At 60.9% G+C, this 675-nt stretch carries 1 protein-coding gene; it reads right to left on the bottom strand.

The genetic code is table 11. The features are described 5' to 3' along the window. Positions 1 to 675 (bottom strand): ATP-binding protein (locus tag B5F27_RS16380; RefSeq protein ID WP_144066583.1); only part of this gene is annotated, 675 nt, incomplete at both ends.

Below are 675 nucleotides of genomic sequence, written 5' to 3'. Positions count from 1 at the left end.
TGTCCTCCGGGTTCCGCAGGTCGTCCAGCGTGAGGTTGGTCGTGACGATCAGCGGCTTGCCGCTGCGGTAACGGCTGTCAATCACATTGAAAACCTGTTCCAGCCCGTACTCGGTGCCGCGCTCCATGCCGAAGTCGTCAAGGATAAGCAGCGGATAGCGGCAAAGGCGGGAAATGTACTCGTTGCGGTTCTCAAAGCTGGCGGCAAGGTCGTTGAGGATAAGGGCAAAGTTCGTCATATGGACGGGGATTTCTTTCTCCATGAGGGCGTTTGCGATACAGCCCGCAAGGTAGCTTTTCCCGGTTCCAACGCCGCCCCAGAACAGGCAGCCGATATTGTCGGTTCGCATATCCTCCCAATGCTCCACATACCGGCGGGCAATCCCGGCCTGCGGGTTCCTGCCGTTGTCGTTCTCAAAAGTCCAGTCCCGCATGGTGGGGTCGGTGAAGCCCCGGCGTTTCAGTTCTTCCACGGTATCAAGGTGCCTGCGGCGTTCCTCGGCGGCCTCCCGTTCCTCGCGGGCGGCTCTCTGACAGTCGCACTCTGCCGGGTGGCGGTCGCGTCCGAAGATAGCGGCCTTATCCGGCGCAAAATAGGCTTCTTTCGGCTTGCGGCACTTGCCGCAGTACAGTAAACCGTCCTCGCCGGTGTAGTCCTCCGGCTCCGGGGTGGTGG

This window comes from Faecalibacterium sp. An192 (assembly GCF_002160175.1).
GTDB lineage: Bacteria > Bacillota > Clostridia > Oscillospirales > Ruminococcaceae > Faecalibacterium.
This window is presented reverse-complemented; position numbering and strand designations above follow the sequence as displayed.